This window comes from Legionella quinlivanii, from assembly GCF_003265995.1.
Taxonomy (GTDB): Bacteria; Pseudomonadota; Gammaproteobacteria; order Legionellales; family Legionellaceae; genus Legionella_C; species Legionella_C quinlivanii_A.
The window spans coordinates 290,667-313,256 of the sequence record NZ_MVJN01000005.1 but is presented as its reverse complement, the minus strand read 5'-3'; the positions used below and the strand labels follow the sequence as shown (position 1 = coordinate 313,256).

Here is a 22,590-nt window from a genome sequence, read left to right as displayed (position 1 = left end):
CGAGCTATACTAAAAATAGTCGCGATGCCTGGTGAGCTTCAATGAACTGCTACAAGCACATGAAAATGTATACCTCCTACCTCAAGGGTTGTTATCAGCACATTTTTGACAAAACAGTAATCTGCAATTGGGGGTATTTGTATTTTGATTTACAGGGACGCTATTTACAGATTATTTCAGACAATACCTTAATTGACTTGTTTCTGGAAAATGAATTATATGCTGAACAAATTATCGATAATCTTTCCAATAATTACGGCAATTATTATTCCTGCGATGTTTTGCAGGACTCACTTCTTCCCAATGTGATTAAAGAAGTGCTGGTGGATAATAAGTATCGGTATTTTTTTGATATCGCGAATAAGCAGCCTGATTACACTGAAATATATACCTTCGCTGCACATTGCGACCCGCTCCAGGGCGGCAATTTCGCGCTAAATAACCTGGATATGTTAAAGCTAATCAGCCAGGATTTAGGTAAGCGTTGCCGTAAATTGTTAACTAATGAGAACACATTAGTATTGCCCGCAGATTTTATTGTGCAGATGAATGAAGTCTTTGAGCTGCATAAAAGAGCCCATACAAACTGTTTACAGAACGCTGTTTTAGAAGTGAAACAATCGGATAAACCATTGCAGTCAATGGTTAATGATGAAGCTTTTGATTTTAATTTATTACCATTTAATTTTATCGCCAATAAGGAATTAACTTATAAAGAAAGAGAGTTAATCTATCTTTATTATTTTGGTTTCAATTTTCAGAGAATGGCCGATATTCTCGACATTTCAAAACGCACGGTTGACAAGCATTTTGAAAACATCAAAAGAAAGCTTAATTGCGAAAGCACGGGTCATATTATTCCCCATTTGCTGAGAACCAATATGGCTATCAATGATTTTATACAAAAAGGGTATCCTTAACCGATCTTGATTGAATGTATATTTGCGATGGTCGCTTCGATTAATAAAACACATTTCTGTATAAAATATTAACACAAACGAGTCGGTTTATGAGATAATAGTCCCATTCGATTGTCTTCAAAAATGTGGAGTTTTTTATGCCTTGGGTAATGCCTGAAGATATGAACCAGGAAGAGCAAATTTGTGTTCAGTTAATCACTGATGCTATTACTAGCTATAAAATCGGTGAGAATTTGGTCATTCCCTTGTTTGCAGAACATGAAGCAAGGGAAAATATGGACTCCTTTGAAAGAGGGAAACTGATAACAAAGGTAATTAGAAGAATTATTGCTCATGATCAACTTACAATCCCCAGGATTAATTGTGAGGTAAATGGGGAAAATGGAACTTTTTCAATGGAGGGACAGACTGTAATCGCTTTGCTGCTGAGAGATGCTTTATTGGAGAGGCAGAAATTAATCGTTACTGCTGATAATTTCCTTTTGCATTTAGCGGCGACACTTAATCAACATCGCCAGCAAGGACTGCTGGGAGATTTGGAAGTCAGCGCTATTTCTGATGAGCAAACGGCAGAACTGATCTCTATGTTTTCAGAAAACAAAGAGAAAAAAACCAGAATTGCTGAGGCCTTGGTCAGTATTGGCTACACGAATGCCTTGATCTTCACTAAGCTGCTAGATTTGACGATAACTTTGATGCGTCACGAAGAGGATATGCGATTCTGTGAACCATTGGTTGTTGTGCCTTCCCGTTATAAGTTAAAAATCAGTGAGGAGAATATTCCGGCGCTCGAAAAGATTTTACAAGATAATGGTATTGATTATGTAAGGGCTGTAAGGACTGGCAAATCCTCCCGGGAAGGGACACAAAATCTATCGCCGCTTGCTCAGATTAAACAGCTGATTGCTGATTTGTCAGAGAATATTAAAGACAAAAAGAATGGCCGAAAGCAATGGTTTAACAGCGGTTCTGATGCCAAGGCAGCAGCCTTAAATCGAATCAATGAGTGGTTAGAAAGCAGAGATCATTTAAATGATTCTGAAACTAACGTCATTTTGTCCCTGGTTAAATCCGTATGCGAAACAAAAAGAAATTCCATGGGTTTGTATTCACCTCATAGCCTCAATGAATTCAATCAGTTTATAAGCGCGCGTGGCTGGAAAATGCCGGAAACCAGCTTCAATGCGAAAGAATTGGCAGGAATAACCAGTTCTGAAAAAGTCGGTGAGTTTGTACAAAGTACTATCGCTCGTGATGAGAACCTGGCTACCAGGGGTTACTAAGATATCAAATTGACTCTCGCTGACCACGACCTGTTCCTTAGGGATCTACAACTCCCCATTACGCCCACTGCCATTAAGTTAAGGAATCATTGTAGGCTGGGCCCTTGGCCCACGCAAAGGGGTGAACCACTCCAGAACTCAAGATTGTGCCAAGGGCACAACCTACATGCAATTGCAGAATTTCCTTAACTTAATGGCAATGCCCACTACGCCCTGCGGTATGTCCGCAGGGTCCAGTGCACAAGCCGAGGGAGGTATAGGCTAAGAGCTGACTGTGTTGTCAGAAATGTCAACCTGATAACCCGGAAGGGACATAGTTTGCATTAGGAACAGGATTGTCGACATGAGGACTAGTACGCGCATCTGCCTCTTTTTGCGCAAAAATAGACAATGTCGGGAGAATGGCATTGGACATCTGCTGATTTTGCGAGCTTATTTCCTTTGCTGATTCATCAGGCGTTTCTATTTTCAGAGCTGCTTTTTCTGCTGACGCAATTACTTTTATCAGCTCTTCTGAAGGAGCATAGGCATTAGGGTTCATTGCCGAACCATTATATGAATAAACTGCAGCAAATTTCTTGGTACTAATCACAGTGTCAATCACCTTAACCATAGAGTCGACACTGTCCGCTACTGTAAGACGGGCATTTGAGCCGCCCATATCTGTTTTCACCCAACCAGGATAAATTGCGAAGGCGCCAGGTGCTTGCGCCAGTTGTTCAGGCTCTTTACAGGCATCGGCCCATTTTTTAACCATCGCTTTGCAGCGGCTATAAATCATACTCTGACCCCCAGCTTTTGACATAGCATGCGCGTCAATACCTACAGTTTTTGAACCAAGGCCATGAGGCGTGGTTAAATAGACGATGCAGGCATTTTCATTTTGCAATTTATCTTCCAAGCCCAGGATCAGCCGCAATGGTCCATCCTCATGCACCTTCCTGGAAAGTTCCAATTCTGGCCAGAATGTGGCTGGATCCAGAGGTTTTGGCTCTAACTTGAGGACATCATTATTTCCGGTTGTTCCGGCATTCAATATCAATAAATCTATTTTTTCTTCGGACTCATGAACCTTTTTGGTAAATGCGTCAATTTGCGTTGTATCAGCCAAATCGAGTGGCAACAAAATTAGCTTTTCGCCATAGCGCTCCTGTTGTTTTCTTAAATTAAGCAGGTTACTAGTCGCTCGATGTGTGGCAATTACTTTGCAATCTAAAGCTAAATACTTTTCCACAAAACCTAAACCAATACCGCGGGTTGCACCCACAACCACCACTGTTTCCGGTTTATTTTTCATTTTAACCCCCTACATTATTGTTATTTATCATTAAATGGTTTAACCAGTCTTTTGTTTCATCAGGGACATTGTCATCCTTTAAAAACTGTTCATAGACCCTTTGTTTATGCTCAAAATTATTCCCGCAGCGCTCATCGATTAACTCATTCCAGCGCGATAAAAAATCCTTTTCAGGAATTTCCCCAAAGGTTTTAATCAGTTCATAAAAAGTGGCCTGCCAGTAAGCGCTGATACTTTTTTGCATCCAGTTCACAATTTCAGATGTCAGGCCTCTTTCTTTTAGTCCTAATCCATTGGCGAATCCTTTTTCAAACTGTTTAGTTCGCAAATGAGCATATTTCTTTCCATATAACTGGTTGATATTCATCATGCATTCTTCGCCCAAACGAATACCAATTTCAGAAGAGGGATCGCGATGTAAATTTCTGCCCACTTCATGGATTAAATAAGATAGTTTTTTTTCAAAAAAAGCGCGTTGCTTTGATTCATCCGTTTCTTTTTTAAAAGCCGCATATTCTCTTAATTCCTCAGGGGTAAAAATGTCTTTAACCCATGAATGCTCGAGTTTGACTGTCATCTGATATACCTCAATAAGCGCAATCAGTGATTTCCAGGGAATTGGTTGGCTCTTATTCATGGCTGAGGTAATATTTTTCAAGGCTTTAGCACCTTCCAGCAAAGCATAAGCCTTTTTTTCTAATACCTGTGCCTGGGTAGCAAAATGGTCCAGGGCATCACCCTCATTCTCGAGTAACTCTTTAATATGTGACAGCTCAAATCCGAAAAATTTCAAAGCAATGATTTGCTGAAGTTTTAATAAATCTTTTTCTGTATAAACACGATAACCATTAACAAGACGTAGAGAAGGTTTTAACAAATCAATGCGATCATAATGATGCAGTGTCTGTACAGAAACGCCCGTTAATTGACTTAAACTTTTAACCAGCCATTCAGCCATTGTTCTTATCTCCTGCCTGTTGATGAACAAGATAAAGCCTATAGTTACTATAGGGTCAAGCTTTTTCATTGAGAAAGAGTTTAATAGAAATGCAGATTTTTTCTTCATGCATAAAACCTTGCAGGGTTAAAGCCGTGGCATAATGCGGAAGATCAGAAGGGATATTTGTTAAAAGCTGCCTGGTAACAACGATATCATTTTCGGTGAATTGAGGATCAGATAATTTTACTGGAGGCATTGCCATCTTTAAAACAATTCTCCAATAAGCCGATAAAAGCCATTAATAATTGACCATGTACTGCGGTGAGGTGGCTATATTTTAATGCGGGAATTCAAGTTTTGCACAGAAGATTGTTTGTAATCGGATCGTTACGACTTGTAATTAATCAATAAGGACGATTTTATCACTCTGCTATAATAGTACTAAATATATAGAAAGATGGAAATGGTATGCCTCTAGCACCAGAGTTAAAAGAAGAACTTTCAACAGCTGCTTTTGTTGAATTGGGTGATTCATTAACTATAAATCGTGATGAGATTATTGAATTAATACAATGCATAAGAGCAAACCCTGATTGGGAAAGTAAATTTCACTTCAAATCTCCTGGTTCTATTAGTGATTATGCATTATCAAGTTTAATTCGATTAAAACCTTTAAACCATGTTATAAATGATCTTTATATAAGCCATCGTAATTTAGGAAATGCATCTATTAGTACCTTATGCAAACAATTAAGAGAAGGAAAAGAATATGAGCAATTAGTTATTATAGGGAATATTAACGGTGAGGCATTAAAAAAATTTTCTCAGGCAGTAGCTGATACTAATTCCATCAAGAAACTGACTATTCGCACTCTTGATAAAAACGTTTCCTCAGAAGATATAATGGAATTTACTCTTGGACTTCTCAAAAATACTTCTATAGTTGGCAATCCGCTTGGATCTCATTTTACTGCATCCACTTTTGATTCCAAAAGAGAGAACCTTGAAAGGCTTTGCTCAACAGTGATTACCATCGCTGAAAAAAGAAACCTGGCTTTGAGTAATATTAGAAACCCAATTGAATATTTAAATATGTATAATAAATATACTAATGAAATAATCGATGATTTTAATAAATTTGATAATAAATCGTTAAATTTAGACCCCTCCTATGACCTGAAAACTAAATTAAAAGCATTAATTAAACCTTTACCATCACTTCAAAAACTGAGTATCTTTAAGGGCAGTATATCCTCCAGCATTGATACCGATAAGAATATACTACCTACAGAACTAATCGAACAAATAGATCAAAGCAAAAAGCCAAATTAATTTATTTGTGAACAAAGGCAGACCCTGAGCCATCAAAAACAAAAAAGCAATTCCTAGGCTTCTAAATAATCAAGATATTGCTATTATTTTCTGGTGAGCATTTGTGAGCTGCTGCTGAATGGTTAGCGATGCAAAATCAAGCTAATTACTTGATTTTAAATGGTGGGCCGTATAGGGATCGAACCTATGACACAGAGGTTAAGAGCCTCCTGCTCTACCAGCTGAGCTAACGGCCCCACAATTACAAAGCATACCTTTTTAAATAAAAAATTCAAGCGCTTTATGAATAAGCTCTGAGTGCGGGTGGAGTTAGAACGCTTATTTATAAAATTGCTCAAAAGGCTTACAATAGCCTATTTGTTCGATTAATTTTGCGAGTCGGTGAAGGCGCAGATATGTTAAATATGAATCTTTTTTTTAAGACTTTTTTGAGTGAAGACTCCTATGATCGCTCCAAAGGGTATCGAAACAATCGGAAAAATATCTGGCTGATGCTGGAAGACTCACTTGAAAAAGATCCTGAGGGTTTGCAATTGTTCACTCTGATGAACCACTGCGATGAGGCAATTTTAGACCTGCTGACTAATTATCCCGAATGGCTGAGATTTTTCAAGCCTTGGCAGTTAGAGTATTTATATCATGGTTTGCAACGCTTTATCCTCAAGGCAAAAGAGTCTGACGACTACTCTCAAAAAATCCCTGGCGCGATAATGGCGCTTATTGAGTATGATGAAACCAGTGTTTTGCTGATTTTTGAAAAATATTTTCATTGGCTGCATCGATTGGAAATTAAAGCACTTGAATCCCTTCATTCTTTAATGGATAAAAACAATTTTTCAGATCCGTCGAAAAGAAAGCTTCAGCGTTATTTTCAAGATCGAAAAGATATTCAGCAGGCGGTAAGCGAGCTGCTGGATGGGAATCCGCAGTCTCTGCCACTTTTGAAAAGAAAATGGCAGGTGAGTTATTTATACCGCTCCCTGGAACAGATAGCCAATAGTGAGGAGCCTGACTGCGACTCAAAAATGACTAAAGCAATTAATGGACTGGTACGCTATGATCGAACAGTGATGCTTACTATTCTGACTAAATATCCGCTGTGGCTTAATTTTTTAAACACCAATGCTCTTAGTGATGTACATCAATATCTGCTCGAGAATGATTTTCCAAAAGAAAGCGGTCGACAGTTTTGCCGCTATTTACTGGATAGGTGGAAAATGCATGAGCTGGTTCAAAAGCCTGAGTTAGCGGATGTGAAAGAATTTGAGGAACCAGACACATCGCCAGGTATGAGTCCATGTTAGAAAACATAGGGATAATGCTGCAAGGTCTTAAATCCAGACTACCTGAGCTAGCCTGGAATCTGAGTAAGCCGGGTGTGCAGATATCCTGGCAAAGTTTGCCGCCGGGCATTTTTCACTATCAGTTTGAGCCCAAAGCCGACAATTTTATTGCCGAAATTAAAAGGGATATTGAGCGGCTGGCCATACAAGCCAATTCGCAGGCTGCCAATTACCTTGCCGAGCGTATTCATCAGAAAATTAATATTCTGGTCAGATTATGTCAGTGTAAGGCGTCTATTAAAAAAACAGCGGACACGGCGAGCTTTATGCTGCAGGCTCTAAGCACTCGCCAGCAATGGCTGGCGTCTCTTGAAGAGCAAATTCAATCATTCACTGAACAGCGAGATGCGCTGGCGGCAAGATTGTCTGCGCTTGGTGACAGGAAAGAGCAGCAACTGGTGCTGATGGCCGAATTGGGTGCAGCAGAAAAGCGATTAACCGAGGCGCAGGAAACCTACGCCAAGGCAATTAATCAGCATTTTTAATGTTAGCTCAGATTGAGGCGATTGCTTCAGACATCATGGTTTGCGTATCCACTGATTCCTGGCAGGCCTGAAGCGTGTTTGGAAGGCAGGTTTTCAGTATGCAGGCCGCCCTTAGCTGCTGCTGGAAACGACAATAGATATTGCATTTTTGAGCGTCATAGTTCTGATCAATTTTCTCTTTAATGATTACTCTTGCTTGATCATTGCTAAACACTAGTTGCATTAAGGTTCTAAAAGCTCCTTCATAGGCAGCCAATGTTCTCGGATACGTTTGGAGATTTTTAAATAAATCATCAATGAAGCGCGATAATTCATTTTCGTTCGTTGGTGTAGCAATGTCGGCTCTTTTCTCTTGATGAGGTTGCTCTATAAGAGTATTCATAAAATTATGCAGATCATAGATCCTGTAATATTTCTCATTAATGGACCCTTGATGCTCAGGAGAGTTTCTTTTCACAAAGTCATCTGTGACTTGGTTTTTTATTTGAGCGATCAAATTATCGCTGGCTTGTGCCAGAAATCGGTTAAGGATTTCTTTTATAAAGGATAAGGGTTCTATTTGTACGCATTTTACAATCTGATTAAATGCTTTAAGGCGTTGTTCATCACTCATGCATTCAAGAAAAGCCAGGAGTGGAAAAAGCTGATCGTTAAGATCTAAAGTGGGTTGATTTTTTCTAAAATCTCCCAGGTACATGGGTAAAATTTCCTCTATATCTTCGACTTTAAGATGGGCTGTAGACACGAAATAGTAATTCGTAATCAACCCTGATGGATTCTCAGCCCTCACTCGCATAGCCTGTAAGAACTCTAACACTTTTCTGGTGGGGTAGAAATCTGCGAAACCTGGAATAAAAGAGTCCTGATCAATAGACGCGACCGTGTTTTTGAACTCTTCGGGAAGTGTATTGGATAAAATAGCCATTAACCATCCAGCACGCATTTTATAGCGAGGACTGGTGGACGAATTGCTTAGTGAGTTCTTCAAAATTTCATAGAATTTACTGTAATTTGCATTGGTTAATCTTGAAGGATTTTGAATCCAGAGAAACAGTAATTTTTCCTGCAATGAGCGAGCCATGTTATTATTACGTGTAAATAAAGAATAAATGGCTTGTTCCTGGGGTGATTCGCTTTGTAATAATGTTGTATAAAGGCTCGCTGAATCTACATTGTCAAATGGATTTGAAGAAGTGAATTTAAGAAGCCGAATGGCTTTTTTTACGAGTAACATTAGCAACCTTAGTTGTTTAAAAAGGATTCATTCTAGCTTAATTATTTTTAGTTGTAAAAAAAATAGATTTTATGATATGGAATCAGGCAATTAATTTTGCTATTTCGTCCGCTGAAAGTGCCTGATTAAAATAAAAACCCTGGCCTTCATCACAGCCTAAGTCTTTGAGAAATTGTAACTGCTCTGCATTTTGAATGCCCTCTGCTAAAACGCGCATTTTTAATCCGTGGCTCATAGCGATAATGGCTTCCACAATGGAATTATTGTTAGGGTCAAAAGGGCATTTTTCAACAAAGGATTGGTCAATTTTAATTTTTGCAACAGGAAAATCACGCAAATAGCTTAAGCTTGAATAACCGGTTCCAAAATCGTCAATGCAAAGTTGAACGCCTCGGTTTTTAAGCACATTCAACAAATTAATATGTTGCTGCTGTTTGTCCATAATCACGCTTTCTGTTAATTCAATTTCAATATAATGGGGTGGAAGCGCGCTTTCTGCGAGGCAGCGATCAATGCAGGCGGCAAAGTCATCCCTTAGTAATTGAATTCCGGAAACGTTAATAGCCATGCGAATAGGGTTTAATCCCTGGTCTTGCCAGGTCTTATTCTGGGTGCAGGCCGTTTTAAAAATCCATTCCCCAAGCGGTATGATGATACCGGAGTCTTCAGCTATGGTAATGAATTCATGAGGTAAAATAATCCCTTTCGTGGGGTGTTGCCAGCGCAGCAAGGCCTCAACTCCAACAATCTGCCCGCTGCTTAACTGAATTATCGGCTGGTAGAGAAGGAAAAACTCTTTTTTCACCAGGGCAGTTCGCAATTCCATCTGTAATTGAAGGCTTTGACGGGCCTGATTGCGAATGGATTCGTCATATAACTGGTAGTTATTACGGCCCATGTTTTTAGCCTGATACATGGCCATTTCGGCATTGGTCAGTAAAGTGACAACCTCGGTACCGTCCTTGGGATACATGCTTACACCAAGGCTCGCCGTGACGACAATTTCATGAGGATGAATATAAACGGATTTAGTCATTACTGACAAAATCCGTTTACAGAGCATTACAGCATGTCTGTAGTTTTTGATCGCATATAAAACAACAAATTTATCGCCGCCAAAACGTGCCAGGGTATCGCTTTCTCGAGTAGCGAGCTTAAGACGCTGGGTAATCTGCTGGAGCAATTCATCGCCAATTTCATGGCCAAGATTGTCATTGATAAGTTTAAAATTATCGATATCTAAAAAAATAAGCAGTAGTTTATTATGATTTCGCTTGGCAAAATGAATGCCGTGAATAATACGATCATAGAGCAGTTTTCGGTTGGGAAGGCCAGTCAACTGATCATGATTAGCCTGAAAAGCAAGCTGCAATTCCATTTGCTTGCGCTGGCTGATGTCGCGAAAACTCCATACGCGCCCGGCAACTGCGTTCCCCAGACGGTGTGGCTTTGAGTTCCATTCAAGTATATGGCCATTGCGCAAAGCAAATTCGTCAGCATATTCTCTTTCCGGATCAATGCTCAGTTTTTCTAATATTTTTCGAAATGCTTCCGGATTTTTAAGCTCGTGCAAAAGCGTTGGGAAAAATTCCTGAATGCTGATTCGAGGTTGAGTGGTGAAGGCTGCCTGCCACAGGTCGAGAAACCTCTGATTGTAATAATCGAGTTTTCCTGCACGATTTACTACAATAATGCCGTCAGCAGTGGACTCCAGTGTGGAGCGGGTGAGGGCAAGGTTCTGCTCCAGCTCGCGGGTTCGCAGGGCTACTTTTTTTTCAAGTAACTGATTGATGCTGTCAAGATTGATATTTTTATAAGCCAGAGAAAGTGCATTAGTTAAATATTGATTGGCATAGAGACTACTCGCTAAAGCAACCAGTGCGTATATGATGGCGCAATAGGCAATCAGAACATGAATTTCGCTTTGCATAAAAAGCCATATTATTAAAGGAAGCGCAGTGGGTAATAGAAATAAAGCATAAATACTAATCAATGGAGAAAGAAATGGAACAGCTCCGGCAAGCAGGCCGAAAATAAGGATGATCGCAAATGCCTGGTGCAGAATACTGTCTGCAGGGATCAGCAACACGCTGGCCAGGCCCCATCCTGAGCCTGACAGAAAACAAAACAAAGCGAATTGTAATAACCATATCCGATAGGAGAGTGCCTGTGGTTTAAATCGAAAGGTAAGGTATAAGGTTAACCCTGACAGGGTTACGATAATCATATAAACCAGCCAGATTTTCATACTGAACAGATGTTGGCCATAGGATGAGATGCCTGAGGCAAACACAATATACGCGAAGGCTTCTGCTAAAATAGCAACAGGAAGCTGCTTGTATAAAAGATGGATCTTATCCTTCAATATCGATTGGCTGACTCCCTGTTGATCGCTGAAGTTGAACTCTTTCAGGTGGGAGAGATCATTAATCATGGGAGTCATTTCCCCGAGACAGAAGATAATGATGAGCCTGTTTTCTCTGAAGTATTAATAATCCATGAGGTTTCAACATTTCCATATCCTTCCAGGGGAACCCTAAAGCGAAAGTAGTGACTCTTCTATTAAATTTAGGGTGTATTCACGCATAGATCAATCTTTTCTCTTGTTTCGCGGATACTGTTTATGATTTAGCTTTCCAGGTTGCTAACATTAAACCTGAAGCGGTAATCAACACGCTGCACAGCTTTCAGTTGTGCAGCGAAACTTAGTGATAAAAAACAGTTGCTTGTATTACCTGAACCAGGCAATTCAACTATACTTTTAACATTGACAATCAGGGAACGTAATCTATGAATAGGGAAATTGCGATAATCGGTCTGGGATATGTAGGCTTAAGTCTCGCGACGGCTTTAAGTAAAACATACAAGGTCTATGGTTATGATATTTCCGAAAGCCGAGTTCAGGAACTAAAAAAAGGCTTTGACAAAAACAATCTGGTAAATAAGACAGAGTTACAGGACAGTCCGGTTTTTTTTACCAGCAATACGCATGAGATTCGTACGGCTAATTTCTTTATTGTTACTGTTCCAACCCCTGCCTTTTTTTACGAGCTGCCTAATCTCGAACCGGTGATTAATGCGACCAAAGCGGTAGGCAGTATTTTGAAGAAAGGCGATATTGTTGTTTATGAATCGACTGTCTATCCCGGCACCACCGAGGAAGTATGCCAGCCTTTACTGGAAGAGATGAGCGGTCTTCGTTGTGGAATTGATTTTAATATTGGTTACTCACCTGAACGGATTAGCCCTCACGATCCGCATTATAATTTAAAAAACATTATTAAGGTGATCTCTGCGCAGAATAAGGAAACATTAAAACAGATAGAGGACGTTTATAAAAACTGCTGTGATACCTTATATCCGGTTTCAAACATTAAAACTGGCGAAGCGGTGAAGATTCTCGAAAATACCCAGCGCGATATTAATATCGCCTGCATGAATGAATTTGCACAAATCATGCACGGACTTGATTTAAATGTGCATGAAATTTTACAGGCGGCTAAAACCAAATGGAGTTTCGTGCCTTTCAAACCAGGATTTGTCGGTGGTCATTGTATTGCTGTTGATCCCCTGTATCTGGCATTCAAGGCAAAGCGGATTGGCGTTCCGCACGACCTGATTTTAACGGCGCGAAAAGTGAATGACGGAATGCCTTATTTTGTTATCAGTCAATTAGTCCAGGCTTTGATCAAGTATGATATTCCGGTAAAACATTGCCCGGTGGGTGTTTTTGGGATTACCTATAAAGAAAATGCGGCAGATATCAGAAGCAGCCTGGCATTGAAATTTATCAAGGAATTAAAACTGGCAGGTTTCCAGTGTCAGGTGCACGATCCTTTTGCCGACAGGGACTATGTTAAGAAAAAATATGATATCCATCTGGTGGATTATGACGAAGTTAATACCCTCTCTGCGGCGATTGTGGTCGTAGGGCATGACTATTATCGGCAGAAAGGTTTGCAGTCCTTAGTGACGAAATGTGAGCGCCCGGCGGTTATCATGGATATTCCCAATTTGTTTGCTGAGGAAAAACTGGATGAACCCGGAGTGTTTTACTGGGGGCTTTAATTCGCTACACTGGTTGTGCAATCCTGATGCAGGTGATTGCTGCAATCAAGTGTATTAACGCTATTCTTAATAACAAGGACTAGTATGGCGATTCTAATTACTGGCGGCGCTGGATTCATCGGTTCAAATCTGGCTGAGTTATATTTGAATTTAAATGAGGAAGTGATTGTAGTAGACGATTTGAGTACCGGTAAACTACGCAATATAGAGCCCTTTCTTTCCAATAAAAACTTCAAATTTTATCATTCCAACCTGCTGGAAATACCCCTGGATCCTATCGTGCAGAAGTGCGAAGTTATTTTTCATCTGGCTGCCATTGTGGGTATGTTTAATGTTCTGCAAAGACCGATTGCGACCCTTGAGGTGAATATGCAGTCCACTGAACGTTTACTTATAGCGGTTTCACGTCTGCAGGAAAAACCAACCGTACTATTAGCCTCAAGTTCTGAGGTTTATGGTTCTAAACCCATTGCCATGAAAGAGACAGATCCTTTGCATGTTGAGGCCAGTGGGAAAGCCCATGCCAGTTATCCCGTTTCCAAGCTCTGTAATGAGGTGGCAGGAATGGCTTATTATCATGAAATGCAGGTGCCGGTCACTGTTATGCGGATTTTTAATACCGTAGGCCGTCGGCAATCATCCCGCTATGGGATGGTATTACCCCGTTTTATTAAGCAGGCGACCCATGGTGAGCCAATCACAGTTTTTGGGGATGGCAGTCAGACACGCTCTTTCTGCGATGTCAGGGATACTTGCCAGATCATGCGCGAATTAAGCCTCAGTAATAAAGCAGTGGGTGAAGTGGTCAATGTCGGCAGCGATCACGATATCAGCATTATTGAGCTTGCCAATCTGGTGAAGCATCTGGCCGAATCAAACTCTGAAATCCAGTTTCAAAGCCTGGAAGAAACCTACGGCGACGGTTACATCAACATCCAAAATCGCAAGCCTGAATTAAGCAAATTACGTTCTTTAATTAGCTATCGACATCATTGGTCATTGGAAAAGACAATCACTGAAATGCTTGAACATGTGGTTTGCTAAATTTGAGTATAAATTTGGCGGCGGGGAGTTAAAAGAAGATCCCCCTCTCCCTGCCATTAAGTTAAGGAATTTGGTCCTTCCCGCGAAGGCGGGAATCCATTCCTCAATTGGCATTATAGCTAGCTCAGAGATGGATCCCCGCCTTCGCGGGGACAGTTTAATATACATTTGAGCTTAACTTAATGGCAGTATCTCTAAGTCTCATCCCTGAGGGGAGAGAGGATTTTTCCTTAAGTTATCGCCTGTCAGAGCGGTTTTCCCAGAAGGCGGTTAACAAAATACCTTAAGGTTCCTCTTGCACAACAGGCGGCACGAAATTCCCTGAACCAGAGCATTTCTGCGAGAATCAGCCAGATGCTGCGAAATACATCTTTCATGCGATGGTATTTATTAAAAGTAATCAGGTTTAGAAAAATCATCGCCACGGTAATATAGGCAAGATATCCCCAGGCCATCACCAGAAACCAGAAAATAACCTGATAGTCGATATCTCCAATAAAGTAGGCAATGATAAAGGTGCAGTATGAGCAGAACTCGACAACTGGCCCTAAAATTTCAAAAAGTACAAAGGCTGGAAAGCTTATTAAACCTACAATTCCATAGCGAGGGTTGCCGAACATCGTGATAAATTTCATGGCACTTCGCCACATGCCGCGCTGCCATTTATCACGCTGATTCCAGAAGCTTTTGGCAGTTGATGGAACTTCGGTCCAGCAAAAGGCGTTGGGTGAATGATTCAGAGAATGAGGGAATCTGTTTTTGATCATATAACGATGCAGTTTGAGTGTAATCTCCGCATCATAGGAAAAGTTTTGCGAATCATAGCCGCCGACCTCGCGAAGGCTCTGTGTTTCAAACAAGGTAAATGCACCAGGATAGCACATGGCTCCGCCCAGCACATTGAGCCCGGCTCTTCCATAAAGAAAGGAGCGCAAGTATTCCAAACCCTGCACGGCAGGCACGAAGCGTTTGGGTAAATCGGTGGTTAGTAAACGTCCATTCTGGACTTTATTTTCATTCAGTACATACACAGACCCGCTGACCACAATACAATGGCCTTTTGACAAAAAACTGAACATCATGCGAGTCAAAGCCTCTGGCTCGAGAACCGTATCGGCATCCACTGTGAGCATAATGGGGGTTTGACAGGCATTTAAGCCAACATTGACGGAGTCCGCCGCGCAATGATAGGGCGAATGCTCTTTATCAATGACCATCAGATTAGGAAAGCGAGCTGATTGAAAGCAGTGCCTGACTTTACAGGTAGGTATGGTCTGCTTGATTACCGTAGGAATTTCATACAATTGGAATTCATCAATCAATATTTCCATCGTTTTATCGGTTGAACCATCATTAACTACAATAAAACGAACATTTTTATAATTGCTGTTTAAGCCGCTGTAAAGCATGGAAAGAATGCGATGCTGCTCATTAAAAGCGGGGGTGACAATGGTAATTGGTATCTGAGTCAGTTGATCAATAAACAGGCTGATATCACCCAGTGTCACTTCGCGAAACTTCTTGATTACCTCAGGAAAGGAAAGTATCAGCAGGAAGGAATACCAGAGCCCAAGGAATGTAAAATAGACCAGAATACAAATCGAGATAAAGAATAATAGTCCCGTCATTTTCTATTTCCCGAAAGAAGTATTCGTTGAGCGGTCTCGTAAGCAAATTTATCATTCTCTGGCGATTGTGCTTTTAATATGTCTATGCCGGCTTCTCCCTGTGCATATAACGAGGTGGCAGAATTCACCCGCACCCACCACTGCGGATCGGTTAATAAAATACTTAATATATCCATACTCCTGGGATTGTGAATCCTGGCCAGAGATTTTGCAACTGCTGCACGTACCTCCCATTGAGGAACAAAGGCTAAATCATAAAGAATCTGGTTTTTGCGCTCATCCTGTACTTCTGTCAGGTATTCAATGATGCCAATACGTAAATCGACCAGTTCAAACAGTAAATCGTCAATGGCACAATCAAGAAGTCTGGTGTAAGGGATTTGTTTCAAGAGTCGATAGCAGAATAACTTGGTATAAGGCTCTCTTTCAATTTGCAGCCTGGCAATGATAATGTCTGCCACATCATAATTGGACACTTCCGATATTTGGGCGAAGAAGGACTGCTGCAGATGGCGGCCTTTGGCAAAACTGGTAATCAATTGATTGATAACGACTGGATTTTGATATCGGATACCAGTGCTCGCGGCATTTATCGATATCAATAAAGTATTGTCACGAACTAATTGGCTTAGCCTGTCTTCATCACTTTTTTCAAAGCCATAACTGAGGCAAATCGTTGCATAATAGCGTTTAAGCCAGTGACGGGAATTGTAAAGATTTCTGGCTGCAGGCTGTAATAAGTTATCTGAGAGATAAATGATAAACCGCTGAAAAGCAGCCTCATGCTGATGATGAGTTTCCATCGTCTTTAGTACCATGAGAACCACATCAATCGCTTTGATGTATTGGCGTAATTTTTTAGCAGGCAATTCCTGCTCTTCACTGAGACAAGCACTCAGGCGTAGGGCAATTTCATCGGCCAGTTTTTTGGTTTTGCCCGCGCGGTAGTGAAAATAGCCACGGGTAAAATACATGGCTAAAACAAAAATAAATATGAGTGCAAACTGAAAAAGAACCAGAAGCTTGATGATTCCTAAAAATTGAGCCATAGCAAGCCTAAAAACGGTATCGTAAACCCAGGCTGCCGTCGTATAAACGGCGGACCAGGTCAGAAGGGTATTGCCAGCGCTGATATCCGGCACTTAAATCAACTACCAGATGATGATTGAAAATTGGGAAAGTATAATTCACATTAATAAAACTGTTTTTGATAACCAGGAAATTAACAGTTAATAAATCGGCCAAATCCGGGCTGTGGCCGCTGCCCCCACCCAAACCGATATAATGATCATCAGTAGAAAAATATTTCCTCACCCTTCCTGTATATAAATAGGACTTGCTGTTTGAATCCCGCGGAACAAAATAAAAAGGGCGAAAGCTAAGCCACAAACTGCCGGGATATAGATTAAACGAACCAGTGTAAGTGCTTAGATAGGTGCTGGCTATTTGCGCGTATTTGGCTCCTGCAGATAATTCAAAGAATTTGGGTATATTGACATAGCCCTCTGCAGCACCGGTAAAATCCGGAAACAAGGCGGGTTGATCGGAGCAGGCTGCCATTAGATCGGCATAAATATTTCGGTTGAATCGGGGAGAGATGTCTATTTCATATTGGTTGGCATTGAGACTCTGTCGTGAAGCATAGTTAATCCTCCCGCCCAGTCGGCCCCAGTCTGTATCCCGGCTATAGTAAAGAGTTGACCAATCCCATATCGAGTGAAGATCATCGACATAGGCGTTATCGGAAGCGATACCAATTTCATTCACACCATAGGTATATCTTGGGCTGATACTGCTAATCTCATTCAACATTCCCCTTGCGCCTCGATTGTCGGGAGAGAGCATCAGAACTTTCTGATAGATTCGGGCTGCCACCGCGTATTCGCGCAGAATAGTGTTAATTTCGCCCTTTTTCAGCAATAGATCAATATTTTGCGGCTGGGTACGCAGGCCTTTATTGATGAGAAGTAAAGCCTGCATATCATTATGCTGGCTGAGGTAAAGATCAGCCAGTGCAATGCGGTATCTGGTATTTTCAGGATGAATTTCCAGTAATTGAATCAGGTAGACCTTTGCCTTTTCATATTTTTTCTGACTAATCAGCTGATTTACTTTGACTAACTCCGGATCAATGGGCTCGACAGTCGCCGGTCCAGGGGAAACTGGTTTTTTATTTTTGATCGCAGTTAAAGAGGCCAGATTTTTTGCGAGCTCTTTCAGATCGTGATTGCCAGGATTGAGTCTTAATCCAGCTTGCAGCAAATCCCTGGCATCCTCATATTTTTTATTGATAAGCTGAATGCGAATAAGAGCTGCCCGCGCATCCACATAGGCGGGTGTTTTTTCCAGTACCATTTTAAAATAGGCGGAGGCTTTGGCAAATTGCTGCTGTTGATAATAGATAAGTCCTAATACCAAGGTAACATCGCCATCATCAGGGTTTTTGCTTAAGTAACTCATTGCTTTGGCTTTAGCCAGTTCCAGTTTTCCCTGTTGTCTTAGTTGTTGCAGCTCGGCCAGCAGTTTTTTTGAATCATCCGTTCTGGCAGCGCTGGGCGCTTGTATTTTGAGTGCTATCCTGGAGGCAGAGGAGGGTGTGGGCATACTCGCTACTTTTTGTGGTGAGGGAACAGGCGTTTCTGCTTTCACCAGCTGATTCTGCAGTTTCAATAATTCAGCCTGTCCAGGTTGAAGTTTAAGCCCCTCTATCAACAGTTTATTCGCTTCAGCAAAACGACTCTGCCGCAATTTAAGTCGGATTAAAGCGACTCGGGCATCGGTATAAGTTGGGGTATTGGACAAGACCTGTCGAAGGTAGAATTCTGCCTCAGCAAGATTATTCTGCTGCATTTCAATCAATCCAAGCAGCAGCTGTACATCGCCATCCTTTGGAAATTGATGCAGATAAATTTTAGCCGCCTCCTTGGCTTCCTTTAACCTGCCTTGCTGACGAAGGGTCTGAAGCGTTCTTAAAATATCAGCTTCTGCCGGGCTTTCCTTATTTTGAGTGGATGTGCCGGCTGGCAGTGACGGGATGACCGACTCCGCTCCTTGAGCAATAACAGGCAAGCTGAAAAAAATAAGGATCATCCATTTCAAATTATATTTCATCAGCTTATTTCAATTTAATGAGTTTGGGTTGGCGTTATAATCACCATAGGTTGACATAGAAAAAGCCGGCAATCAAGCTTGCACACAGGCGTAATCGCCTCATGTTCTGGCAAAATTATCAATTAAGCGAATGTCGCCAATCAGGACCGCGGCATAACGACGGTTCTGATAATCAAGCAAATATTCCACCTGTATACCCCTGGATTCCAGCTCGGTAATAATCTCGGCACAGGATTTGTTCTGATGAAAAATTTGCGCAAACTGGTTCGCTAACTGTTTTTGTTCTGCGGTCAGGCGGTTGTTTCTCGAGCTATAGGCCAATCCACTTTCTTCCCTGATTGTGGGACAGCCAATGACCTCGATGTCCATAAAAAAGGCGGAAACCATTCCTTTGATCAATTGATATTGCTGATAGTCCTTTTCCCCAAAGTAGGCGCGGTCCGGTTTAATCAGATTAAATAATTTCATTACGATGGTCAGCACGCCATTAAAATGCCCGGGACGGTATTGCCCCTCCATCAATTTGCAAAACTCGTTTTCCTGAATCTGGTAGGTGTAACCATCATGATAAATAGCCTCCTTTTCTGGCAGCAGGCAAAAATCAACGCCGGCATTTTCCATTAACTGTAAATCGGCTTCGAGGCTGCGGGGATAATGATTAAAATCATCCTGACGGTTAAATTGAGTTGGATTGACAAAGAGGCTGGTTGCAGTGAGTGCATTCTCTCGCTTGCTTCTTTCAAAAAGCGACAAATGACCGATGTGCAGATTACCCATCGTGGGGGCAAAACCAATATCTGCTTTTTCTGGCAATGAACGGCGAAAGTTAATCCAGTCCTCAAGTCGATTAAAAATTTGCATAATTTTGTAGCCTTCACTATTAAGGTAAAATACTTTCTCCCCTCAGGGGAGAGAGTTAGAGACAATGCCATTAACTTAAGGAGTTATTGTAGGTTGGGCCCTTGGCCCAACAAAAGGGTCGAACCACTCCATAACTCAATGTTGGGCCAAGGGCCCAACCTACATGTAATTGCAGAACTCCCTTAACCTAATCTCCACTTAAAAAGCATGTTCCTTCGCTGGAAATTGTGCATGCCTGACTTCATTAATATAGTCATTGATCGCCTGTCGAAAATAGGCTTTACCTTCACAATATTGTTTGAGGAAATGCGGTTTGAAATCATTTAAGCCCAGCATATCATGCCAAACCAATACCTGCCCGTCTGTTCCCACACCGGCTCCTATACCAATTGTCGGGATAGAAAGATGGCTGGTTATGTGTTCCGCCACATTCTGAGGAACGCATTCCAGAACCAGAGCGCAGCAGCCGGCGGCCTCCAGATCTTTGGCCTGGTTAAGTAATTGCTCTGCCTGCTCCAGGGTTTTACCCTGCACCTTATACCCGCCCAGCTGATGAACTGACTGGGGAGTAAGGCCAATATGACCCACAACCGGTACGCCAGCGGCGACCAAATGGGTTATGGTTTTGCAGGTGTCCAAATCCCCGCCTTCAATTTTTACGGCCTGCGCTCCAGCCTGCAGCAGACGCCGTACATTGGCAACGGTTTCCTGCTGTGAACCTTTATGCGCCAGGAAAGGCAGATCGCTGACCAGGAATTGTTTTTTTATACCACGCGCAACTGCACGAGTATGAAATTCCATCATTTCAATGGTAGCCATTACCGTTGTCTCATAGCCGTGAACAGCCATGGCCACTGAATCACCCACCAGAACACAATCCAGTTCAGTTTCTGCAATAATGCAGGCGGATGGGTAGTCGTAGCAGGTCAGAAAGGATATTTTTTCACCTAATGCTTTTTTACGCTTGAAATCGGTGATTTTCATGATGTTCTCCCTGTCTGAGTTATAACAGGGAATAATTCAGGTACCTGTCTCATGGATCAAGTCCTCCATTTCATATAAGTGTTTGTCAAAGTCACTGCCCATCGGGTCAGTGCTGGGGGAGTTTGTTTAGTAAAAATAAACTCCTTACTTAGATCATAAAGCACGTGCATCAAATTGCAAGATGAGTTATATACTCACGTCGCCCAAAACCTGGCATTTTGAAGCTGCTGGGGTATAATTTACCATTAATTTAAACTGGCTGGACCGTAATGATACCTGTTGACAAATTGAATATACCTGGCGAACATCCTTTCAGTTTTGAAGGCGATGCAGGCGCTCTGGAAGCGGTGCTTAGCGTTCCCGCGCAATCAATGACACCTGCGATTGCCTTCCTTGGACATCCTCATTCTCTGCAAGGCGGCTCCATGAATAATAAAGTGGTGACCACGATGGCACGTGCTTTCAGGGAGCGGGGTATTCCCAGTATCCGCTTCAATTTTCGCGGTGTGGGTGAGTCAAAGGGCCAATATGATGAAGGCATTGGCGAAAGCGAGGATATGCTGAAGCTGATTCAATTATATCGGGAAGCTGTACCCAATGCTGAAGTGATTCTGGCGGGGTTTTCCTTCGGCTCATTTGTTACTTACCGCAGTGCGGCGTATTGCCCGCATCGTTTATTAATCAGCATTGCGCCGCCCGTGCATCACTACGATTATTCCCTGTTCAAGCCTCATGACTGGACTATTTTCCAGGGCGACGAGGACGATGTGGTCCCATTATCCCTCGTTTTGGATTTTGCCGCCAGGGAGCCGCAGATTGAATTAATACGGTTTGCGGATACCGGGCATTTTTTTCATGGAAAACTGCTGGAACTAAAGGCTGCCTTAAAGCAGCTGTTAATTGCAAGAGAAATAGGTTATGAGCCTGCTTGAACAGTATGACCGAGCTATTCAGACCGGTGATATTGAAAACGATCCGCTGCAGCGTGATGTTTTACTTCTGCTTGAGAAATTAAGTACCGAGCTAAGCGCCCCGAAAAAATTTTCACTATTTTCGCGCTGGAAAGCGCCTCTTACGGGGTTGTATATGTATGGCTCAGTAGGAGTCGGTAAAACCTTTTTAATGGATATGTTTTACGAAAATCTTTCTATTAAAGAGAAACTCCGTTTTCATTTTCATCATTTTATGCAGCAGGTCGATAAACGCCTGCGAGCCCTGCAGGGCATAAAAAATCCTTTGCAGCGGATAGCCAGCGATATTGCCCGCTCCACAAGAGTATTATGCTTCGATGAATTTATGGTGGACGATATCGCTTATGCGATGATCCTCGGCGAGTTATTGCAAGCCCTGTTTGAGCAGGGAATTATCCTGGTGGCAACTTCCAATAGCCCGCCGGACAAGCTTTATTGGAAGGGAGTGCACAGAGCCCGCTTTTTACCGGCCATTGCGGCAATTAAAACCCATTGCCAGATTATTGAGCTCAGAGAACGCCGTGACTATCGCCTGGGCCGGCAAAAGCATGTAGAAACCTATCTCTACCCATTAACACCGGCCACTCAGTCATTAATGGAGAAGCAATTCATTGAATTGGACCCGCATTTTCAAGGAGCGGGCGCTTTGCAGGTTCAGAATCGTGACATTCCCTATCTCATGAAAGCAGAGGTGCAAATCTGGTTTGACTTCAGAGTAATCTGCAATTTACCGCGAAGCCAGCTGGATTATCTGGAAATTGCCGAACAGTTCGACACGGTTTTTGTAAGTTCAATACCTAAGTTCAGTGAACGGGATACTATTTATGCCATTTTATTCATCCATTTCATTGATGTGATGTATGACCGCGGTATCCGCCTGATCCTGTCGGCTGAAGTTCCTCTAAGCGAACTTTACCGCAGCGGTGAAATGACCCAGCCATTCAAGCGCACCTTGAGCCGGCTTGAAGAAATGCAGTCGGAAGATTATTTGCAACGGCGTACCAATAGGTCAGGCAGGCTTTTATCCAGCCTGGATTAATGCCGCTTGTTCAATTCTCTGGATGGGGCCTTAGTTTAAAGTCAACGGTA

General features: G+C 41.9%; 19 protein-coding genes and 1 tRNA gene. 9 read left to right on the top strand and 11 right to left on the bottom strand.

What is annotated here, in order from left to right; all coding sequences use genetic code 11:
• Positions 1-41 precede the first annotated feature (41 nt).
• Together B1207_RS08265 and B1207_RS08260 are read left to right on the top strand one after the other, a co-directional pair.
• Entirely contained in the window at positions 42-920 is an 879-nt protein-coding gene (locus B1207_RS08265; RefSeq protein WP_112219510.1) for a helix-turn-helix transcriptional regulator, read from the top strand.
• 137 nt (positions 921-1,057) lie between these two features.
• Positions 1,058-2,203 carry a hypothetical protein gene (locus B1207_RS08260; protein WP_112219509.1) on the top strand — a complete coding sequence of 382 codons (1,146 nt, stop codon included), beginning with the start codon at positions 1,058-1,060 and terminating at the stop codon, positions 2,201-2,203.
• Between the two features lie 289 nt (positions 2,204-2,492).
• On the opposite strand, the gene B1207_RS08255 is transcribed toward B1207_RS08260, so the two are convergent.
• From B1207_RS08255 to B1207_RS08245, 3 genes are read right to left on the bottom strand one after another with little or no spacing between them, the layout of a single operon-like run.
• Positions 2,493-3,500 (bottom strand): SDR family NAD(P)-dependent oxidoreductase, encoded by a 1,008-nt coding sequence (locus B1207_RS08255; RefSeq protein ID WP_112219508.1) that lies wholly within the window; start codon positions 3,498-3,500, stop codon positions 2,493-2,495.
• A 1-nt stretch (position 3,501) separates the two neighbouring features.
• Complete coding sequence (locus B1207_RS08250) at positions 3,502-4,458, bottom strand: MerR family transcriptional regulator (protein ID WP_112219507.1); 957 nt, start codon at positions 4,456-4,458, stop codon at positions 3,502-3,504.
• A gap of 55 nt (positions 4,459-4,513) precedes the next feature.
• The gene (locus tag B1207_RS08245) at positions 4,514-4,696 is read right to left on the bottom strand and encodes a hypothetical protein (RefSeq protein ID WP_146740049.1); all 183 of its coding nucleotides are present in this window, start codon (positions 4,694-4,696) and stop codon (positions 4,514-4,516) included.
• 212 nt (positions 4,697-4,908) lie between these two features.
• Here B1207_RS08245 and B1207_RS08240 point away from each other — a divergent pair, with 212 nt between their 5' ends.
• Entirely contained in the window at positions 4,909-5,772 is an 864-nt protein-coding gene (locus B1207_RS08240) for a hypothetical protein (RefSeq protein ID WP_112219505.1), read from the top strand.
• 160 nt (positions 5,773-5,932) lie between these two features.
• Here B1207_RS08240 and B1207_RS08235 read toward each other — a convergent pair.
• Positions 5,933-6,008, bottom strand: a tRNA-Lys gene (locus B1207_RS08235).
• Positions 6,009-6,167: 159 nt separating this feature from the next.
• Here B1207_RS08235 and B1207_RS08230 point away from each other — a divergent pair.
• Positions 6,168-7,076 (top strand): hypothetical protein, encoded by a 909-nt coding sequence (locus B1207_RS08230; RefSeq protein WP_112219504.1) that lies wholly within the window; start codon positions 6,168-6,170, stop codon positions 7,074-7,076.
• Positions 7,070-7,600 (top strand): hypothetical protein, encoded by a 531-nt coding sequence (locus B1207_RS08225; RefSeq protein WP_112219503.1) that lies wholly within the window; start codon positions 7,070-7,072, stop codon positions 7,598-7,600. The genes B1207_RS08230 and B1207_RS08225 overlap by 7 nt, the downstream gene beginning before the upstream one ends.
• Positions 7,601-7,607: 7 nt before the next feature.
• Here B1207_RS08225 and B1207_RS08220 read toward each other — a convergent pair whose 3' ends face one another.
• Together B1207_RS08220 and B1207_RS08215 are read right to left on the bottom strand one after the other, a co-directional pair.
• On the bottom strand, positions 7,608-8,834 hold the full coding sequence (locus tag B1207_RS08220; protein WP_112219502.1) for a hypothetical protein: 1,227 nt from the start codon (positions 8,832-8,834) through the stop codon (positions 7,608-7,610).
• Positions 8,835-8,916: 82 nt separating this feature from the next.
• Complete coding sequence (locus B1207_RS08215) at positions 8,917-11,268, bottom strand: putative bifunctional diguanylate cyclase/phosphodiesterase (RefSeq protein ID WP_253255810.1); 2,352 nt, start codon at positions 11,266-11,268, stop codon at positions 8,917-8,919.
• Between the two features lie 356 nt (positions 11,269-11,624).
• Here B1207_RS08215 and B1207_RS08210 point away from each other — a divergent pair, with 356 nt between their 5' ends.
• Positions 11,625-12,902 (top strand): nucleotide sugar dehydrogenase, encoded by a 1,278-nt coding sequence (locus B1207_RS08210; protein ID WP_112219501.1) that lies wholly within the window; start codon positions 11,625-11,627, stop codon positions 12,900-12,902.
• Between the two features lie 84 nt (positions 12,903-12,986).
• Complete coding sequence (locus tag B1207_RS08205; protein ID WP_112219500.1) at positions 12,987-13,946, top strand: NAD-dependent epimerase/dehydratase family protein; 960 nt, start codon at positions 12,987-12,989, stop codon at positions 13,944-13,946.
• Positions 13,947-14,191: 245 nt separating this feature from the next.
• Here B1207_RS08205 and B1207_RS08195 read toward each other — a convergent pair whose 3' ends face one another.
• The 5 genes from B1207_RS08195 to panB all read right to left on the bottom strand — a co-directional run bounded on the left by B1207_RS08195 (position 14,192) and on the right by panB (position 20,530).
• Positions 14,192-15,574, bottom strand: a complete 1,383-nt coding sequence (locus B1207_RS08195) for a glycosyltransferase family 2 protein (RefSeq protein ID WP_112219498.1) — start codon at positions 15,572-15,574, stop codon at positions 14,192-14,194.
• Positions 15,571-16,623 (bottom strand): HEAT repeat domain-containing protein, encoded by a 1,053-nt coding sequence (locus B1207_RS08190; RefSeq protein WP_112219497.1) that lies wholly within the window; start codon positions 16,621-16,623, stop codon positions 15,571-15,573. Before B1207_RS08190 ends, B1207_RS08195 begins: the two co-directional genes overlap by 4 nt.
• Before the next feature lie 7 nt (positions 16,624-16,630).
• Positions 16,631-18,685: a YaiO family outer membrane beta-barrel protein gene (locus B1207_RS08185; protein ID WP_112219496.1), complete on the bottom strand. Its 2,055-nt coding sequence runs from the start codon at positions 18,683-18,685 to the stop codon at positions 16,631-16,633.
• A gap of 99 nt (positions 18,686-18,784) precedes the next feature.
• A complete protein-coding gene (gene panC / locus B1207_RS08180; RefSeq protein ID WP_112219495.1) occupies positions 18,785-19,546 on the bottom strand; it encodes a pantoate--beta-alanine ligase in 762 nt (253 codons plus the stop codon).
• 198 nt (positions 19,547-19,744) lie between these two features.
• On the bottom strand, positions 19,745-20,530 hold the full coding sequence (panB, locus tag B1207_RS08175; protein WP_112219494.1) for a 3-methyl-2-oxobutanoate hydroxymethyltransferase: 786 nt from the start codon (positions 20,528-20,530) through the stop codon (positions 19,745-19,747).
• A gap of 269 nt (positions 20,531-20,799) precedes the next feature.
• Between panB and B1207_RS08170 the strand changes: the two genes are divergently transcribed.
• Positions 20,800-21,462: an alpha/beta hydrolase gene (locus B1207_RS08170; protein ID WP_112219493.1), complete on the top strand. Its 663-nt coding sequence runs from the start codon at positions 20,800-20,802 to the stop codon at positions 21,460-21,462.
• Positions 21,449-22,540 (top strand): cell division protein ZapE, encoded by a 1,092-nt coding sequence (zapE, locus tag B1207_RS08165; RefSeq protein ID WP_112219492.1) that lies wholly within the window; start codon positions 21,449-21,451, stop codon positions 22,538-22,540. The genes B1207_RS08170 and zapE overlap by 14 nt, the downstream gene beginning before the upstream one ends.
• The last annotated feature ends 50 nt before the right edge of the window (positions 22,541-22,590 follow it).

Excerpts from the sequence above, each read along its gene's own strand:
- B1207_RS08265 (WP_112219510.1), top strand. The coding sequence starts at position 42 with ATGAACTGCTACAAGCACATGAAAATGTATACCTCCTACCTCAAGGGT.
- B1207_RS08260 (WP_112219509.1), top strand. The coding sequence starts at position 1,058 with ATGCCTTGGGTAATGCCTGAAGATATGAACCAGGAAGAGCAAATTTGT.
- B1207_RS08255 (WP_112219508.1), bottom strand. The coding sequence starts at position 3,500 with ATGAAAAATAAACCGGAAACAGTGGTGGTTGTGGGTGCAACCCGCGGT.
- B1207_RS08250 (WP_112219507.1), bottom strand. The coding sequence starts at position 4,458 with ATGGCTGAATGGCTGGTTAAAAGTTTAAGTCAATTAACGGGCGTTTCT.
- B1207_RS08245 (WP_146740049.1), bottom strand. The coding sequence starts at position 4,696 with ATGCCTCCAGTAAAATTATCTGATCCTCAATTCACCGAAAATGATATC.
- B1207_RS08240 (WP_112219505.1), top strand. The coding sequence starts at position 4,909 with ATGCCTCTAGCACCAGAGTTAAAAGAAGAACTTTCAACAGCTGCTTTT.
- B1207_RS08230 (WP_112219504.1), top strand. The coding sequence starts at position 6,168 with ATGTTAAATATGAATCTTTTTTTTAAGACTTTTTTGAGTGAAGACTCC.
- B1207_RS08225 (WP_112219503.1), top strand. The coding sequence starts at position 7,070 with ATGTTAGAAAACATAGGGATAATGCTGCAAGGTCTTAAATCCAGACTA.
- B1207_RS08220 (WP_112219502.1), bottom strand. The coding sequence starts at position 8,834 with ATGTTACTCGTAAAAAAAGCCATTCGGCTTCTTAAATTCACTTCTTCA.
- B1207_RS08215 (WP_253255810.1), bottom strand. The coding sequence starts at position 11,268 with ATGATTAATGATCTCTCCCACCTGAAAGAGTTCAACTTCAGCGATCAA.
- B1207_RS08210 (WP_112219501.1), top strand. The coding sequence starts at position 11,625 with ATGAATAGGGAAATTGCGATAATCGGTCTGGGATATGTAGGCTTAAGT.
- B1207_RS08205 (WP_112219500.1), top strand. The coding sequence starts at position 12,987 with ATGGCGATTCTAATTACTGGCGGCGCTGGATTCATCGGTTCAAATCTG.
- B1207_RS08195 (WP_112219498.1), bottom strand. The coding sequence starts at position 15,574 with ATGACGGGACTATTATTCTTTATCTCGATTTGTATTCTGGTCTATTTT.
- B1207_RS08190 (WP_112219497.1), bottom strand. The coding sequence starts at position 16,623 with ATGGCTCAATTTTTAGGAATCATCAAGCTTCTGGTTCTTTTTCAGTTT.
- B1207_RS08185 (WP_112219496.1), bottom strand. The coding sequence starts at position 18,685 with ATGAAATATAATTTGAAATGGATGATCCTTATTTTTTTCAGCTTGCCT.
- panC (WP_112219495.1), bottom strand. The coding sequence starts at position 19,546 with ATGCAAATTTTTAATCGACTTGAGGACTGGATTAACTTTCGCCGTTCA.
- panB (WP_112219494.1), bottom strand. The coding sequence starts at position 20,530 with ATGAAAATCACCGATTTCAAGCGTAAAAAAGCATTAGGTGAAAAAATA.
- B1207_RS08170 (WP_112219493.1), top strand. The coding sequence starts at position 20,800 with ATGATACCTGTTGACAAATTGAATATACCTGGCGAACATCCTTTCAGT.
- zapE (WP_112219492.1), top strand. The coding sequence starts at position 21,449 with ATGAGCCTGCTTGAACAGTATGACCGAGCTATTCAGACCGGTGATATT.